Source organism: Candidatus Manganitrophus noduliformans (genome assembly GCF_012184425.1).
Taxonomy (GTDB): Bacteria; Nitrospirota; Nitrospiria; order SBBL01; family Manganitrophaceae; genus Manganitrophus; species Manganitrophus noduliformans.
The window spans coordinates 1-15,537 of the sequence record NZ_VTOW01000002.1; the positions used below are offsets into that span (position 1 = coordinate 1).

At 53.7% G+C, this 15,537-nt stretch carries 16 protein-coding genes; 10 read left to right on the forward strand and 6 right to left on the reverse strand.

Going from position 1 to position 15,537, the window contains the following annotated elements; genetic code table 11:
• Positions 1–335 precede the first annotated feature (335 nt).
• Together MNODULE_RS09280 and MNODULE_RS09285 are read left to right on the forward strand one after the other, a co-directional pair.
• Positions 336–815, forward strand: coding sequence for an acyl-CoA thioesterase (locus tag MNODULE_RS09280; RefSeq protein WP_168059265.1), 480 nt, complete (start codon positions 336–338; stop codon positions 813–815).
• Between the two features lie 138 nt (positions 816–953).
• The gene (locus MNODULE_RS09285) at positions 954–3,587 is read left to right on the forward strand and encodes an ATP-binding protein (RefSeq protein WP_168059266.1); all 2,634 of its coding nucleotides are present in this window, start codon (positions 954–956) and stop codon (positions 3,585–3,587) included.
• Between the two features lie 25 nt (positions 3,588–3,612).
• Here MNODULE_RS09285 and MNODULE_RS09290 read toward each other — a convergent pair whose 3' ends face one another.
• Entirely contained in the window at positions 3,613–3,762 is a 150-nt protein-coding gene (locus MNODULE_RS09290; protein ID WP_168059267.1) for a lmo0937 family membrane protein, read from the reverse strand.
• A gap of 248 nt (positions 3,763–4,010) precedes the next feature.
• Between MNODULE_RS09290 and MNODULE_RS09295 the strand changes: the two genes are divergently transcribed.
• From MNODULE_RS09295 to MNODULE_RS09315, 5 genes are all read left to right on the forward strand, one after another.
• Positions 4,011–5,651: a 4-alpha-glucanotransferase gene (locus MNODULE_RS09295; protein ID WP_272953255.1), complete on the forward strand. Its 1,641-nt coding sequence runs from the start codon at positions 4,011–4,013 to the stop codon at positions 5,649–5,651.
• 68 nt (positions 5,652–5,719) lie between these two features.
• Positions 5,720–6,334, forward strand: coding sequence for a TetR/AcrR family transcriptional regulator (locus MNODULE_RS09300; RefSeq protein WP_168059269.1), 615 nt, complete (start codon positions 5,720–5,722; stop codon positions 6,332–6,334).
• An 18-nt stretch (positions 6,335–6,352) separates the two neighbouring features.
• Positions 6,353–6,556, forward strand: a complete 204-nt coding sequence (locus MNODULE_RS09305) for a hypothetical protein (RefSeq protein ID WP_168059270.1) — start codon at positions 6,353–6,355, stop codon at positions 6,554–6,556.
• 223 nt (positions 6,557–6,779) lie between these two features.
• A complete protein-coding gene (locus MNODULE_RS09310) occupies positions 6,780–7,814 on the forward strand; it encodes a PA0069 family radical SAM protein (protein WP_168059271.1) in 1,035 nt (344 codons plus the stop codon).
• Positions 7,815–7,942: 128 nt separating this feature from the next.
• A complete protein-coding gene (locus MNODULE_RS09315; RefSeq protein WP_168059272.1) occupies positions 7,943–8,206 on the forward strand; it encodes a hypothetical protein in 264 nt (87 codons plus the stop codon).
• Between the two features lie 42 nt (positions 8,207–8,248).
• On the opposite strand, the gene orn is transcribed toward MNODULE_RS09315, so the two are convergent.
• Positions 8,249–8,794: an oligoribonuclease gene (gene orn / locus MNODULE_RS09320; RefSeq protein WP_238339500.1), complete on the reverse strand. Its 546-nt coding sequence runs from the start codon at positions 8,792–8,794 to the stop codon at positions 8,249–8,251.
• Positions 8,795–8,879: 85 nt separating this feature from the next.
• On the reverse strand, positions 8,880–9,536 hold the full coding sequence (locus tag MNODULE_RS09325; protein ID WP_168059273.1) for a class I SAM-dependent methyltransferase: 657 nt from the start codon (positions 9,534–9,536) through the stop codon (positions 8,880–8,882).
• A gap of 65 nt (positions 9,537–9,601) precedes the next feature.
• Between MNODULE_RS09325 and MNODULE_RS09330 the strand changes: the two genes are divergently transcribed.
• Entirely contained in the window at positions 9,602–10,468 is an 867-nt protein-coding gene (locus MNODULE_RS09330; RefSeq protein WP_168059274.1) for a right-handed parallel beta-helix repeat-containing protein, read from the forward strand.
• Between the two features lie 28 nt (positions 10,469–10,496).
• On the opposite strand, the gene MNODULE_RS25260 is transcribed toward MNODULE_RS09330, so the two are convergent.
• The 3 genes from MNODULE_RS25260 to MNODULE_RS09345 form a co-directional block, all read right to left on the reverse strand.
• Entirely contained in the window at positions 10,497–11,402 is a 906-nt protein-coding gene (locus tag MNODULE_RS25260; protein ID WP_168059275.1) for an EamA family transporter, read from the reverse strand.
• A gap of 36 nt (positions 11,403–11,438) precedes the next feature.
• Complete coding sequence (locus tag MNODULE_RS09340; protein ID WP_168059276.1) at positions 11,439–12,095, reverse strand: alternative oxidase; 657 nt, start codon at positions 12,093–12,095, stop codon at positions 11,439–11,441.
• Positions 12,096–12,263: 168 nt separating this feature from the next.
• Positions 12,264–13,382, reverse strand: coding sequence for a DNA gyrase subunit A (locus tag MNODULE_RS09345; RefSeq protein WP_168059277.1), 1,119 nt, complete (start codon positions 13,380–13,382; stop codon positions 12,264–12,266).
• Positions 13,383–13,538: 156 nt separating this feature from the next.
• Between MNODULE_RS09345 and MNODULE_RS09350 the strand changes: the two genes are divergently transcribed.
• Positions 13,539–14,645 (forward strand): tRNA-dihydrouridine synthase, encoded by a 1,107-nt coding sequence (locus MNODULE_RS09350; protein ID WP_168059278.1) that lies wholly within the window; start codon positions 13,539–13,541, stop codon positions 14,643–14,645.
• Positions 14,642–15,292, forward strand: coding sequence for a Maf family protein (locus tag MNODULE_RS09355; RefSeq protein WP_168059279.1), 651 nt, complete (start codon positions 14,642–14,644; stop codon positions 15,290–15,292). Before MNODULE_RS09350 ends, MNODULE_RS09355 begins: the two co-directional genes overlap by 4 nt.
• Positions 15,293–15,537 lie beyond the last annotated feature (245 nt).

Here is a 15,537-nt window from a genome sequence, read left to right on the forward strand (position 1 = left end):
CATTCATCGACAGTCTGCCTCTGGCCAAGGAGAAGATGCTCGTCGCATAAGACGATCTGACAATCAGGAGAAACCAAACATCCAGGAACCCCAACATAAAATGTCAGATCAAATCTTGGTTTTTACAGTTAAATAGTTACTACGTAAAAATAACTTGAATCTTTATTTTAATCCTGTTAGAATGTGATCCATATCACATCCTCATCATTCTTCTCCGATTTGATTCCTGGTAGGCATTCCGAACTCCATCACTAAACTCCAACGGGACGACATCTTATGTTAGAGTTGATAACCCTTGATTTACATAAATTAGTATTTATACCCAGGAGAAAATCATGTCAACTCATTTAAAAACGATCTTAAAAATAAAAGAAATCCCAAACAAGAAGATCGGGAATAAATTCATCTTCCGGAGAAGGGTCTATCTTTCCGATACCAACGCTCAAGGAAACGTTTATTTTGCTAAGTACTTTGAGTGGCAGGGAGACGCACGAGAAGAGTTTTTCCGCACGGCCGTTCCCATTCATGAATCCTTTTTCTCGGCTGGGTATCGGCTCCTCACCGTTGAAGCATCACTTGAATATAAGGGAGAAGCGAAACTTTATGATGAGGTCGAGATAACGATTACCGTCGGCTGGATCAGAAGAGCGAGCGCCGAACTCAAATTCATCTTTTCCAATGCAGAGACAGGAAGTACCATCGCCGTCGGAAAACAAATCATTGCTTCCGCCGAAAAAGATGGAAAACCGGTGGCAGCCCCTCAGGCGGTTCGAGATCTTCTCCTTCCTTACTGCGAGTCACCTAAAAATCCATAGGAATAATTCTCTTTATCGCCAATTCTTATTTTGCGTCTAGATTTCGATTTTCAAATGTGCTACTTATAACTTCAGGAGTGTCGCGTATTTCTTTTCTTTATTTTCCTATTCACGCTCACCTTAGCAAGTGCACTACTGATGAACGCTTACGCGTTGTCTTCTTTCATTACTTTTATTTCAGTCTTCTTCATTGGAATCGGCGTCTTCCTACACAGACCCGAAGAAAGGGTGAACAGACAATTCGTCCTCTTCTCGACCGGCATCGCCGTCTGGGCCGGAGGACGTGTGCTCTATCTCACCACGCCAGATGAGGAGACTGCGTTATTTTGGGCCCGGGTTACGATTGCAGGAACGGTCTTTATCCCTTCTCTCTTTCTCCATTTTGTATCCGCCTTCCTGAAAATACGCAACCGTTGGCCGATCCTGCCCTCCTATGCAGCCTCCCTCTTCCTCTTTGTGGCCAACCTAACCCCTTGGATGGTTCAGGGGGTTTCAATCAAACATCAATCGGCCTATTTCGTTAATCCTGGCCCACTTTACCCTTTGCTTTTAGTTCTTTTTAGCGCTGACCTGTTAGCTGCCTTTTACCTTCTTCAAAGACGCTATCGACAAACATCAGGACTAGAAAAGAATCATATCCGGCTTCTCTTTTGGTCTACCCTCATCGGCTTCGCGGGAGGAACAACTAACTTTCTACCCGATTTCAATATGGAGATCGACTCCCTGAGCGCTTACGCGACCTATCTTATTCCCTTATACGTTGCCACTCTCACTTATGCAATCATCCGCTATCGCTTCCTTGATATCGAAATTGTTATTCAAAAAGGAGTCGTCTACTTTCTCACCCTGCTTATCACAGCGATTCCTTTTTTTCTTTTGACCGAATTCTTTCAGCAGGTTCTCCCTCTTCATGCCGCCAATATCGCCAGCTTTCTCCTCTTCGCCGTCATTCTTCTTGTCTTCGCGAACATCAAACCGCTGACGCAGCAGTGGGTGGAGCGCTCGATTTTTCGCGAGCGGTCCCGCCATTACCAATCGATTCATGAATTCAGCCGGTCGGTCGTCCAATTTCTCCATCTTGAAGATCTAACGGAGAAGTTTTTTACCACCTTGGTGAAGACGCTCCACCCCACTTCGATTTCTCTGTTCCTTTCAGATGGAAAGGAAAATTACCGCCTCCATCGGACCACCGGCCATGAAGAGGGTTCAGTCGATGTTCTCATCCTTCGTGAACATCCTCTCGTAAAGAGGTTGGAACAGCAAAATCGGATTCTTTCCCTTGAAGAGCTCGAGTGGGAAGAAGCGGCGCTTCCTCTGGCCCAGCAGATGCGGGATCTCCGAAGCATTCTCTGCATTCCTTTGAGCTTCGAGACCCGTCTAATCGGGATCTGTTACCTTGGCCAGAAAGAGAACGGCCAAGCTTATTCCCAGTCCGAGCTCTTTATGCTTCAGACCCTCGCCGCAAACGCTTCGGTTGCTTTCAAGAACGCCCAGCTTTTCATGGAAGTCAGCCGATATGCGGAGCAGTTCGGGGCGATCAGCCAGGCGATTAATCTCAGCCCCGACGTCGACCAAATTTTCGATCTCCTCCTTCGAGAAATCCAAAAATACACCCCCTTCGACTGGGCGAGCATCGCCATCTACAAAGAAGAAGGAGAAGTTCACTTTTACCGGGTGAAGGGAAGAGAAGGAAATCCGCTGCCGGAGAACTACACCTGGCCCCTGACCGATCTCAACCTCCTCTCGCGCCTGACCCTGAAGCAGGAACCGCTTCTTCAGGCCGATCTCTTCGGGGAAGATGTCACGGAGTCCGAGCGCAAACTAGCGAGAACCGGCGTACGGTCGTATCTCATTCTGCCTTTGTTGGTGCGGGGGAAATTGATTGGAACGTTGAACCTATGGAGTGCGAAGGCATTAGAGCGGCCGGCGCAGGCGCTTGAATTTGTCGTTCCTCTGACGTATCATCTCGCCCCTTTCCTGGAAGTGGCTCGGCTCTTCGAAGGAATGAAGCGGGCCAACGAGGCGCTCCGGATGAAAAGCATCGAATTGGAAGAATCCCAACGCCGGCAAACACGATTCTATTCGTTTATCACGCACGAATTGCGAACCCCTCTCAACTCAATCATCGGTTATCTCTCCTTGATCCTTAACGGAACCTATGGACCGATCGAATCAAAACAGGTCTTTCCGATGAGTCGAATCAAGGAAAACGCAAATCTCTTAGGCCAGCTGATCAACGACCTGCTCGATCTTGCCCGGATCGAATCAAAAGAGATCTCTCTCCATCTGGAAGAGATCGAGCTGGAGCAATTCGTCACGAAAATGGCGATCAATCTCGAACCGCTCTTCCTGGAGAAGGGAACCGAGCTTCAGGTGGAGATCGACTATCCCGGAATGCTCTACTGTGACAGCACCCGCCTGAGGCAAATCTTTCAAAACCTTCTCAGCAACGCCGCCAAATTTACGGAAAACGGTTTTGTGCGGATCTCTGCGACGGAAATCCCGGAGCGAAACGGCGTGCTCATTCAAATCAGCGATTCAGGAATCGGCATTTCCGAAGACGACCTCCCCCACATCTTCGATCCCTTTTGGCAAGGAACGTCCGAATCCCAGCGTACCTCAAAAGGGAGCGGACTCGGCTTGGCGATCGTGAAAAAGTCGGTGGAAATCTTAAAGGGAGAAATCACCGTCTCCAGTCATCCCGGCCAAGGAACCACATTTACCCTCTTCCTCCCGCGGCAATATCCGGGGGGCCAATTGAAAATCGCCTAATGTTCACAGATTGAACCCCTTCCGTTCACGCGATCCGGCGCCCGGTCGCGAGCCGGACGACTAAAATCACCAGGGCCGCGACAAGCAACATATGCAGCGCGCCGCCGAGCGTGTAAGAGCTCACGACGCCCAGCAGCCACAACACCAATAAAATAACAATGATCGTTTCCAACATCTCCATTCCTCCGAGGGTGAATGCACCGACCTCCCCTTTTGTTTCAAGGGGAAATCCTCCCGCAAAATGCGATCTCTACTTTCAGTATATTCAAATCGGGTAATCCGATGCAATTCCATGGGCTCGATCGAACCGCGAATATCCGATCGAGCCCTTGACACGAGACGATCCGTTTCTCTATTCTAGGAAAGATCCGGCGCTTGCGCCAAGCCGACTTTTGTGGCCATCAAACAATCAATCCGTCATCCATGAGAAATCATCCCGATCAACACACCATACGGCCCGCCTCTCTGAACCGAAAAATCTGCGGGACCATGATCCCCCTTTTTTCCATTCGGAGCGAGACGAACTTCGGAATCGGAGAGATCCTCGATCTGCTCCCGGTGATCGATTGGATGGCCGATCATCATCTCCATCTGCTCCAGATCCTTCCGGTTTATGAAACCTCTCCGATGGAGACAAGCCCTTATCAAGCATTGAGCGGCTTCGCGCTCGATCCGATTTATCTTTCCCTGCTCGCCTGGGACGATTTCAAGAAAAGCGATGCCGCCAACCGAACCTTCTCATCCCCTTCCATACAAGAGACGCTTCACCGATTACGTGCGAATAAAGATGTCTCCTATGAAGCGATCCGCCGGCTCAAAGCCCCCCTCCTGGAGCAGACGTTCCGCTCTTTTCTCGATGAGGAGTGGAAAAAGAACACCGGCCGCGCGCGATCGCTCCAACGATTCATCGACGCGCATTCCGACTGGCTCGAGGATTACGCGCTCTTTCGTCTGTTGAAAGAAAAAAACGATTGGCGCTATTGGAAGGAATGGCCGGCCCCTTACCGGAACAGAAGTAAACCGGAGTTGAAGAAGCTTCAGGACCAGGAGGAAGAACGACTCCTCTTCTTCAAATATCTCCAATGGGCCCTCGCGGAACAGTGGAAGGAGGTTCGGGAGCATGCCAAACGGAGAAACGTTCTCCTCATGGGAGATCTCCCCTTCCTCGTCAGCGGGGACAGCGCCGATGTCTGGAGCCATCCCCATTCATTCAGCGCCGTCGATTCGGTGGGGGCGCCCCCCGACGTTTTCAACGACAAAGGACAGGACTGGGGTCTGCCTCTCTTCAATTGGAAAGTGATGGAGAAGAGGAACTTTCTCTGGTGGCGGCTTCGGATTCGCCAGGCCCGGGAGCAGTATGATTTGATCCGGCTCGATCATGTCGTCGGATTTTATCGGGTCTGGGTGATTCCCAAAGATGGACCGCCTCATTTTGAGCCGAGCGAAGAGAACGAGCAGATAAAACGCGGCCGACAGCTTCTCAGCGCAATCATCGAAGAGGCGGGGATGTGTATCCCGGTCGCGGAGGATCTCGGCGTCATCCCCGACTTTGTCCGCGAGACGCTCACTCGATTTGAAATCGCCGGGCATAAAGTGCTTCGATGGGAAAAACGCGACCAGGTCTACTTGGACCCGAAAGACTATCCGTTCATCTCACTGGCCACCACCGGCACCCATGACACCAGCACGCTCATGAACTGGTGGAACGAAATCTCGCTGGAAGAGCGGGCCGCGTTTCTGAGCATGCTGGATGAAGGATTGGAATTGACGCCGGAAGCGCCGTTCTCGGATCGCTTACACCAGGCGATCTTGGAGCGGCTGATTCGCTCGGGGTCGAGTCTGGTCCTCTTTCCGATCCAGGATATCCTCGGCCTTCCCGATCAGATCAATATTCCCGCGACCGTCGGCCTGCATAACTGGCGCTTCCGACTCCCGGCCCCTCTCCACGACCTCGACCGCCTTCCTCCCTTCACGGAAAAGTTGGCCTCCTTCAGATCCCTGATCGATCGGCATCTACGTTATGCCGGATCAGAAACGCTGATGACCCCTCCTTCACCGCCGTAAAACCCGCCTCTTGACAACCGCCCGCGCTTCTTATAGAGTACTTAAAAATAAACCAACCAGTCGGTTTTATGGGCCTGAAGGGCGAAACAACGAAGCAAAAGATCCTTGAAACAGCGTGCAACCTGTTTTATTTAAGAGGATACAACGGCACCAGCATCGACGATATTCTCAAGGCGGCCAAGGTCAAGAAGGGAAATTTCTACTTTCACTTCAAAAGCAAGGAAGATCTCGGCTACGCGGTGATCGACGCCTACGCCGCCAGAACGATTCCGCTGCTTCAAGAAACGTTGAAACAGGATGGAAACCCCCTCCGCCGGCTCTTTTCGCTTTTTCGAAAACAAGACGGTCGGATGAAAGCCTCTCAATATCGGGGAGGCTGCCCTTGCGGAAACCTGGCGCTGGAGCTTGCAGACCACCATGACGGCTTCAGACGGCAGCTGGACGCCATCTTCGATGCCTGGGCGCGGGAGATCACGCTCATCCTAAAACAAGCGCAGAAGGAAGGGACATTGGAAGAAACGGTCAATCCGAAAGAAATGGCCCATTTGATCGTCGCCGTGCTCGAAGGAAGCACCCTCTTGGCCAAGACCAAGAAATCGGGCGAGGTGTATCGCTCTTGCGTGAAGAGCCTTGAATCTCTGATAAATGGTTCACCGTCTAAACGAGCCGCACAAATACACTGATCTCATCAGGAGGACGACATGGACTGTCCACGATGCAAAAGCGTCATGATTGAAGAACGATTCCAAGATATCAACGATGATACCGGGAAGATCCACTTTTTCGGCTATCGATGCCTCTCCTGCGGGGAAATTCTCGATCCGGTCATTGCCCGCAACAGGAGTCATCGCCCGGCCCGCCCCCTGCGGGGCAGAGGAAGGCATGTCAAGCCGGTCGCGGCGTGACATGCCCCGCCGCTCCGGCATTCTAAGCCTGCGCTTTCCTGTCTAAAGACGCTTCGTCAACATCCGCCTTCGATTCACCCGCTCATCAGGGGACGTCTCCCCCCTTAGAAACCCAAGCAAAGCAATTTCATTTCGGGAGAAATACAATAATGATTGACAAATTTACGAAAGGAAGGGTAGGCTAAATCTATATTCATTGAGTTGAATCAATGAGGAAACCGTGATGATGAAGGGCCGGGGAAGCGCGTCCAATCCCCCAAACCGGTTTGAGAAGACGCATCGTTTTATCGAAGAAGAAGAGAGCGGAATGACTCTGCCGGTCACTCAGTTTCTTCAGGACTGTTCTCGAAGCATCATCGCTTACAACAATAGTCCGGACGTCGGTTTTGAGGCGAGCATCAACCCTTACCGCGGATGTGAACACGGATGTGTTTACTGCTATGCGCGCCCGACCCACGAATATCTCGGGTACTCGGCCGGTCTCGATTTCGAGACAAAAATCATGGTGAAGGAAGACGCCCCGCTTCTGCTGCGCAAGGAGCTTCAGCGCCCCGCTTGGAAACCCCAGGTGCTGGCGATGAGCGGCGTGACCGATCCGTACCAACCGGTTGAAGGAAAGCGCCGACTCACGCGTCAATGCCTTGAAGTCCTCCTTGAGTTCCGGAATCCTGTTGTCATTATCACAAAGAACCGGCGGGTCGTCAGAGATCTCGACCTGTTGTCCGAGTTGGCCGCTTTTCAATCTGTTGCTGTGTTTCTCTCGATCACGACGTTGAACGGCAACTTATGCGCTGTTCTGGAGCCACGGACCTCTCCACCGGATAGGAAACTCGAGGCGGTCTCGATCCTCGCGAAAGCCGGTGTTCCGACGGGTGTTCTCGTCGCGCCTGTCATTCCCGGCTTGACTGACCATGAAATTCCGAACATCCTCCGTTCCGCCGCGGCTGCGGGCGCCGCCTTTGCCGGGGTGGTTCCTCTTCGGCTTCCCTATGCCGTTGCGCCGCTCTTCGAAACGTGGCTGGAAAGATATCTTCCGGACCAAAAAGAAAAAGTCCTCAATCGGATCCGGTCGGTCCGCGGCGGCAAACTGAACGACCCCCGCTTCGGGAGCCGTATGGAGGGAGAAGGAATATTTTCAGATCAGATCAAGAGCCTTTTCAACCTTGCGTGCCGGAAATACGGGATTGCAGGGCGGCCTCCCCTACTCTCCACTGCGCACTTTCGCTCATCCCAACCGGTGCAGGAGCATCTTTTTTAATAAAAACTTTCATAAAATGCAGAATTTATCTATTTTTCACTTGAAAGAAGATTAAAAATTTTGTACGCTTCTCAAGCGTTTCCTCGCTCTTCCGCTTGATTGCGTTCGTTCATGACAAGGAGGTTCTTTTGAAGAAATTGTGGTTGGAAGTGGACGTTTCCGGAACGCTCGGCGACGATGCCTGGGTCGACCTGGAACAGCCGAAGGGTTTTATCGATGGCGGCATCACGAAAGAGTCATCACAATCCGGCTGCAATCACCCGATCGATCTCCCCCATTCCGAAGGAGAATGGCGGGAAGCCTGGGTTCAGATTGAAGATCTCCACGTCGAAGATGCGATTCGTTTTTACAAGGAAAAAGAACGTGTTCTTTCGGTTGAAACGGATGCCTGAGAATCGATCAATAACACGATCCTACGGTTTTCAGGTAACCTCTCATTGCTTGACGAAGTAGTAATTTCGATAGAAGATCAGCTCGTTAATTGACTCCCTAATATCATCCAAAGCCAAGTGGTTTCCCTTCTTCATCGGCGGCGGTGGTCCGTTCGGATACCACCGTCGGACCAACTCCTTCAGGGTGCTCACATCCACGTTTCGATAATGAAGATACTCGAAGAGCGTCGGCATATAGCGCTCTAAGAAGCGTCGATCGTGCCCGATCGAATTGCCGCAGAGAGGAGAGGTCCTTTCGGGGCAGTAATGCCGGATGAATTCGAGCGTCATTTCCTCTGCCTGCCTGACATCGATCGTGGACGATCCGACCCGCTTCAGAAGACCCGATTTGGAATGGGTATCCCGGCTCCATTTTTCCATCGTCTTCAACGCCTCCGGATCTTGATGAATCGCGATGGCGGGCCCTTCGGCCAAAATATTGAGCTGGCTATCGGTAATGATGGTGGCAATTTCGATAATCGCACAACATTTGGGGTCGAGCCCCGTCATTTCGAGGTCAAGCCAAACCAAATTCGAATCATTCTGCAGATGGGACACAAACACCTCTTTTTTTAATTTTGACCTAAAGAATTATCGTATTCGAGACGAACTGTCAAGGAAAGAAAAACAAGTTTCAGGCTTTCTCCGCGATGAGGTTTAGCCAGCGCCCTTTGCGCTCCCGGTTGCAGACCGTCTTCAGCGAAAGGATCTTCCAGCCGGCCCGGGTGAATACCTGAGCCAACGCATCCTTCTTCCAATAAGAAAAGTACCTCCCCGGAATCCAACCCTGCGTTGCGAATCCCTCTCCCTTTCCATGGGCGAAGGTCGCCCCGAATTTCCCGCCCGATCGAATAAGCTGTCGCAACGCGACCAAAACGCGATCCAGTTTTTTCTTTGGAAGATGAATCAGCGAGGCGGCCGCCCAGATTCCATGAAACGCGTCAAACCGGAAAGGCATCGCCTCCAGATCGGCCATGACCAGGGAAAGACGACGGGAGCGCCTGCGCGCGTGAGCGAGAAACGGCCACGTCCCGTCGAGCGCGATCGGACGGAACCCCTCTCTTTGAAGATAACGGCTGTCCTGACCCGGACCGCAGCCGAGATCTAAAATCAGGGCCCCCTTCGGAAGAGGATCCACCCACTCTCTGAGCAACGGCGGAACACGATAGGTTCGGCCGCGGTCCCAATGCGCCAAATAATCATCCGCCCCGGCCGTATACGATGCGAGGGTTTTCCGGTTGGGCCCAAGCTCCCTCTTTTTTCGACCTTGATTTCGACGAGGCATTTGCATTATTTTGCAGATATCCTTGAAGCGCTCATACTCTCGTATTGAAGACAACGGAAGGGACCGAATCGATGCAGCAGGAAAGCTCGGAACATACCGGCAAGGGAGACCCGAACCTGCCGCCTGCTCCCACGGCCCCTCTCTCCGCAATCATTCAGGAACCTCCTCCCAATCCGGCCGGGGGCCGCACCCTGATCGTCGATGGCGCCGATCCCCACGCCTATCCGAGGCCGAGCGCCGCGCTGAAAGAGGCCAAGCCGGAAGATCAGATCTTCATTCGACCCGGCGCTTATGAAGATAAAATCTTTCTGATACACAAAACCGTCCGGTTGATCGGCGCGGGCCGGGATGCCGTCCAAATCTTCAGCCGCCGGGGCGGCCCGCTCTACCTTCAACACGTGCCGGAAGGGCTGATCAGCGGAATCACCTTCCGGTACATCGGGAGCGACCCACATTCGGCGATGAACGTCCTCGATTCGGTCTGCACGATCACCCAATGCCGGATCACGGAGGGGATCCTTTCGGGCCTCGTCGTCTACGGCCCCGAATGCCGGCCGACGATCACCGAAAATGAGGTCTGCTACAACCGCGAATCCGGGATCTTTATCTTCGCCGGCGCGCGGCCCTACATTTCCAAAAACGACTGCTTCGGGAACCATCACTTCGGCATTGCGGTGCGCGATCCGCAGACCCGTCCCGATCTGGTGCGGAATCTCTGCCGAAAGAACATGCTCAGCGGCATCCTCCTCTTCTATCATGCAGAAGCGATGATCCTGGAGAATACCTGTCGCGATAACCACCATTGGGGACTCGTGACCACTCCGGAGTGCAAGAGCTCTCCCGATCGAGAAGCGTTGGCTTCGGCCAATCTCTTCATCCAAAATCCCCGGGGTCCTCTCTTCATTACCGAGGAGCCGCTGGCTGAAATCGGGCGGTAAAACCGGCCTCCTTGCTCCGAGGAGAGAATCAGGTCGACTCACTTTTCAAGACGGATCGGTAAAACCGCTGACCTTGCGCCATCATCGTTTCGGAAAGCTCGGAGAATAAAATCCCGCCGATAATCAGCCCCCCTCCCAGCATCCCCCATGTTCCCATCGTTTCCTGAAGAAAGAAATAACCCAAAGCGGCAGCCCAGAGCGGCTCGACGGTAAAGATCAGCGCGGCGCGGGTCGGCGTCGTGTCCCGCTGATAGCGGGTCTGAATATAGCCGGTCACTACCGTCGCAAGAATCGCCGTGTAGCCGAGCGCGAATAATGCCCCCTGCGTCGGCCTGAACACCGGCGGTTCGAAAAAAGGGAGGAGAATCCAGCCGCAGACGGCGGGAAAGGATATCTGGAGGAAGGTCATCAGAAGAAAATCATACCGCCGGGTCGTCCAGTCGAGCAATACGATAAACAGGCCGAACACAATGGCGCAGAGCAGGGTGAGAAGATCTCCCCGGTTCAATCCTCCCCCGGAGGGATTCGTCAGAAACCAGAGACCGACGGAAACAACAATCACTCCAACGAGATTTCCCCATCTCGGACGCCGTTTCAAAATGAGCATTTGAAAAAGAGGGGTGAAAATGACCATCATCGTGGTGATGAAGGCCGACTTCGACGTCGTGGTCTCTTTTAAGCCGAGGGTCTGCAAGAGGAAGCCGGCAAAGATAAGAAACCCGAGAAAACACCCCCAGAAGATCGACTTTCGATCGGCACGGAGAAGCGCTTTCATGCAGAACGGAAGAAGAACAAGCGTTGCCAGGGTAAATCGGATCGACACCATCAGAAGGGGGGAGAGATCGACCAGACCCTGTTTGATGATGACAAAGGTTCCGCCCCAAATAAATGTCGTGGCAAAAAGAAACCACTCCGCTCGTCCTTTCGCCGTCACGGCTCGAACGTTCCTTTCAAAAAATGGTTTTATGGTTTAGGAAAAGCGCGCATCGCGGATTCGGCTGAGGCTCTCTTCTTTGTGAACCCGCTCGTCATAGCCGATCTGACGAACCGCATCGGCCATCGATTTGAAATCCCCGAAGTCGGATTTAAACGCGCTCTCAAAGGGCTCCGACTCCAACTCCGGATGTTCTTGAACGTAGCGCATGTATTCATGCTCGGCGTGGTCTTCGAACTGCGCATTCAATGCGTAGCTCATGGAGGGACGTATGACATATAAAAACCAGCAAACATGATAATAGAAAAAAGCGATGATCTGCGGAATGATCCGATAGAGGAGAAAATTCTCCCGAATCTGCAGACGATGAACCCACTCTTCCAAAATCAGGAGATGCCACTGCTCATTATCCTGCTGAATTCGGCTCTCCTGCACCCGATCAAAAATCCTTCGGGCGAAATCGGCCTTTTTATAGGTATGGGTGATTGCGATATAAGCGACATGCTCCCAAGCCTGATAGGGAACCCGGGCGATCACCTCGAGCACCTTAAATTTACTGAGGCTTCTCCCCTTCCCGTATATTAGGTCCATCACCACAAAAAGGATCTTCGCGAGAAACCCATAATGCAGCTTCTGAGCGGACAGGGTATTTTCTTGCTCTTTCCTCAGCTGCTCGGCAGTCAGTCTTTCCATTCAACTTCCTTCTCTAACGGAGCCATTGAAACAATCGAATCTTTACAATTATAATGCCGGAGCGCTGAACGATCAACCTCCCCCTCTGCGTGATGGAGAGATCTCCGGCGGGAAGATCGGAAAAGGAAAATTAGGGCATTCAAGAGCGCTTTAATGAAATTCCCTCAATTACGAAATGTTCAAAAGACGGCTCCTCCGAGGATCGATCAGGTCGCTCAACGGGCTTTTGTAGCCGCCGAACTCTTGGATCTCCCTGAGCAGCGGAATATGCTCAATCGGTTCGTCGTCTTTTCTCTCCCATGAAAGGGTGCAGCGCGCGGTCGCCTGCTTCAGCGTCTCGATCAATGAGACACCCCCTTTCCATCCGGAGGCATCCGACGCCGAGCAGTGAAAGAGGACCCGTTTTTCCAGATCTGTCTTGTTGAAGAGGATCTCTTTGAGGGCCTCCGCCGACCAGCGCCGGGGAGCATCAAGAATGATTCTGATTTGATTTCGCTCCGACGCGTTCTTGAGCAGGTGGAGTTGAATCGTCCCCTCTTCCAGCAATGAGCGAAGCTGCTGCATCACCGTCCTCACCAACACCCCGTCGGGAAGCGAGTTGATTGAGAGCCGGGTCCGGGCCCCCTCCATCTCTGTCTGGATGTCGGCCCTCAGGATCAGCTCCCCTTTTCCATCCGCGTAGAGCGCGCGGACGGCGGTGTGTCCGCCGACCACCCCGCCGGAGGCGAAGTCGGGTCCCGGGAGAAACTCCATCAGCTCATCAAGCGGCAGCTCCGGCGATTGCCGGATCTGCTCGAAGGCGGTCCAAAGCTCTTCCAAATGATGCGGAGGGATCTGTCTTCCATCGGGCAAGCTCGCGCCGTTCAAAAGGGCGAGGGGAAGAAGCGGGGCCTTTCCGACCGGCATGACGATATGGGAAAAACGAGAGAGCCGAAGCTCCACATATTCGGGTCCCTGTGGGACCTCATCATGCGGGTCGCCATACATACCGCGCAGCTCAAAATGGGGATACCGGCAGCGCCACGGAAGACCGAGCTGGAGGATCATCCGGTAGGCATATCCGAGGCTGTCCGGGGGATATGACTCGATCGGCTCGACGTAAGAGCTAAGGGCCTCGCAATCATATTCAAAGTCATTCTCGTCCATCTTCCAATCGTTGAGCGCCAAGACCTTGAGAATATCTTTCGCGTTAATCAAGATCCGATCATTCGGCGCTTCCGCGCGGCAGATATCGATCAACCGCCGCTGAAGCGGGGTCAGCCCGTCTAAAAAGAGAAAATCATCCATGTCGTTCCTTTCCGATAGAAGCGATTCCGCAAAAGGTTATTTTATAACACGGCTTTTGTCCTTGTCATGTTTTTTCTTCTTGAAGCGCGACGTTTTCCCCCTTTGAAGCGGAAGCCATGTTATGGTATAAAAGAACGGGTTATTCAGGAGCCAAACGTGCATTTCTGGAACAACATCTCCAAGCCGATCATCGCCCTCTCCCCCATGGACGGGGTGACCGATCCCTGCTTTCGGCGGATCGTGGCGACCCACGGGAAACCCGACCTGATTGTGACCGAGTTCACCAGCGTGGAAGGAATCCTCCATGGCGCCGAGAGTGAGTTGGGGGGGTTGGTCTTCGATGAAATCGAGCGCCCCATTGTCGCCCAGATCTATGGCTCTAACCCGGAGTCGTTCTTTCTGATCGCTCAGCTTGTCTGCGAGTTGGGATTCGACGGCCTCGACATCAACATGGGCTGTCCCGCCAAGGCGGTTTCCTCCAAGGGATGCGGGGCCGGGCTCATCGCCGATCCCCCCCGCGCGAAAGCGATTCTCCAGGCGGCCCGGCAAGGGATCGATGCCTGGGTGGCCGGCGGCGCGCTTCCGATGGTCGATCTTCACCCCAAAATCGGTGAATGGCTCACCCGCAGAAAAGAGGTGGGACAGCTCCCCCCTTCCGAGCGGCGTCCTCTTCCCGTTTCGGTCAAGACACGGATCGGCGTCAATCGCGTCGTCATCCAAGAGTGGGTCTCCCACCTGTTGGAAGAAAAACCGGCCGCCATCTCTATCCATGGCCGAACCCTGCACCAGGGCTATCGCGGCGCTGCCGACTGGAAGGCGATCGCCGAAGCGGCCTCCATCGCGCGCGGCTCCGGCACATTGATCCTTGGAAACGGCGATATTCGATCGCTCAACGAGGCCGCCCAGCGCATTCGCGAGAGCGGCGTCGACGGGGTCCTCATCGGACGGGCCGCCCTTGGAAATCCGTGGATCTTTCGAAAAAAGAGCCTTCTCCGCGAGGCACTCAGCCATCACGAACCGGAACTCATCCCGGACGAGCCGGCCTCTCCCCTGGAGCGGCTGGAGGCGGCGCTGGAGCATGCCCGCCTCTTTCAAGAGAGCCGTCCTCTCTCCCGGTTTGCCGAGATGAGAAAACATCTCGGCTGGTACTGCAAGGGATTTCCCGGCGCAAGCCAGCTGCGAGAGAAGCTGGTCCGTGTCCGCAACGTCGATGAGGTCGAAGCGCTGCTCGCCCCCTTCCTGAGCGAAGTTTCATACCGATGAGCCCTCCTTCCGGCGCCCGGCGAGAGATCATCCTCGCCTCAACTTCTCCCCGCCGCAGAGAGATCCTCTCCCTTCTCGGCCTCCCCTTTCGAATCGTCCCTCCCGATTTCGAGGAGATCCTCAGCGAAGGGCGGTCTATTGCCGAAGAGGTGACTGCGTTTGCCGAAGGGAAGGCCCGTTCGGTCGTCAAAGAATTTCCGGAAGGGGTCATTATCGGGAGCGACACCCTGATTGAGTGTGAAGGGGAAAAGGTCGGAAAGCCGCGCGACCCGGAGGATGCCAAGCGGATTTTGCGCCGGTTAAGCGGCCGCTCTCATCGAATTTGGACGGCGGTCTCCTTGATCGATCCGCATCAGCCCCCTACTGAAACGAGCGTAGAGACCATCCGGGTCTTGATGAAGCCTATCGCTGAGGATGAGATCGACCGTTATGTCGCGACCGGTGAGCCGCTCGATAAGGCCGGGGCCTATTCTCTTCAGGGGGAAGGACGGCGCTTTATCGAACGGCTGGAGGGGGACTATTTGGCGGCCGTCGGACTTACCCTCAAACCGATCGTTTCCTTTCTCCGAAGGCATGCGATTGCCGTCCCGCTCGACCTGGAACGGCTCTATCGTGAAAGGGATTTCCTCAACTGGAATACGTTTTAGAGGGGGGGTGCAAATCGGAAAATTCTGTGTTATATTCACGGTTGAGGAGAGGCGACACACCTTTCCGAGTCCCCAACGCCTTGGGGGCGGCCTTCCGGGCGGCGATCGGCGCGACGATTCGGAGGGGGGCAAGGTCTGGGCCTTGCCGCAACGTTCCACGCCGGCGGAAGGAGGTGGTCCAGTGGGCAGTACGAACCCTACGGCAAGTGAGGTGGCGGCGTCCTGATTGACGCGTCACAGTACTA

Bases quoted from the DNA above. Each gene is read 5' to 3' on its own strand.
- MNODULE_RS09355 (WP_168059279.1), top strand. From the start codon at position 14,642: ATGAGCCCTCCTTCCGGCGCCCGGCGAGAGATCATCCTCGCCTCAACT.
- MNODULE_RS09280 (WP_168059265.1), top strand. From the start codon at position 336: ATGTCAACTCATTTAAAAACGATCTTAAAAATAAAAGAAATCCCAAAC.
- MNODULE_RS09285 (WP_168059266.1), top strand. From the start codon at position 954: ATGAACGCTTACGCGTTGTCTTCTTTCATTACTTTTATTTCAGTCTTC.
- MNODULE_RS09295 (WP_272953255.1), top strand. From the start codon at position 4,011: ATGAGAAATCATCCCGATCAACACACCATACGGCCCGCCTCTCTGAAC.
- MNODULE_RS09300 (WP_168059269.1), top strand. From the start codon at position 5,720: ATGGGCCTGAAGGGCGAAACAACGAAGCAAAAGATCCTTGAAACAGCG.
- MNODULE_RS09330 (WP_168059274.1), top strand. From the start codon at position 9,602: ATGCAGCAGGAAAGCTCGGAACATACCGGCAAGGGAGACCCGAACCTG.
- MNODULE_RS09290 (WP_168059267.1), bottom strand. From the start codon at position 3,762: ATGTTGGAAACGATCATTGTTATTTTATTGGTGTTGTGGCTGCTGGGC.
- MNODULE_RS09340 (WP_168059276.1), bottom strand. From the start codon at position 12,095: ATGGAAAGACTGACTGCCGAGCAGCTGAGGAAAGAGCAAGAAAATACC.
- MNODULE_RS09325 (WP_168059273.1), bottom strand. From the start codon at position 9,536: ATGCAAATGCCTCGTCGAAATCAAGGTCGAAAAAAGAGGGAGCTTGGG.
- MNODULE_RS09305 (WP_168059270.1), top strand. From the start codon at position 6,353: ATGGACTGTCCACGATGCAAAAGCGTCATGATTGAAGAACGATTCCAA.
- MNODULE_RS09345 (WP_168059277.1), bottom strand. From the start codon at position 13,382: ATGGATGATTTTCTCTTTTTAGACGGGCTGACCCCGCTTCAGCGGCGG.
- MNODULE_RS09310 (WP_168059271.1), top strand. From the start codon at position 6,780: ATGATGAAGGGCCGGGGAAGCGCGTCCAATCCCCCAAACCGGTTTGAG.